The 294-nt window shown below is 44.9% G+C and carries 1 protein-coding gene; it reads left to right on the forward strand.

All coding sequences use genetic code 11. From position 1 onward, the window contains the following. A partial coding sequence (locus DW015_RS13235) for a helix-turn-helix domain-containing protein (RefSeq protein WP_147338180.1) occupies positions 1 to 271 on the forward strand: 271 nt, incomplete at its 5' end. Positions 272 to 294 lie beyond the last annotated feature (23 nt).

Here is a 294-nt window from a genome sequence, read left to right on the forward strand (position 1 = left end):
CAGAGAAAAGTTAAGCTATCGTGAAACTGCACGTCAATTTGACATATCGAATAGCAGAGTAACAGCATGGGAACGAATCTATCTTGAGGAAGGAGCGGAGGGACTTTACGCAGAACGCAGAGGAAGGAAATCCACAGGGCGACCTCCGAAAATTAAGAAAGAAGAAGATCTGATTGCAGAAGTACAGCGTCTTCGTGCGGAGAATGCATACTTAAAAAAATTGAATGCCTTGGTTGCCGAGCGGGTACGGCAAGAGAAAAAGCACAAGTGATATGGGAACTGAGGCATGAACAT

The organism is Ruminococcus sp. AF37-20 (genome assembly GCF_003460465.1).
GTDB classification, from domain to species: Bacteria; Bacillota; Clostridia; order Oscillospirales; family Ruminococcaceae; genus Hominimerdicola; species Hominimerdicola aceti.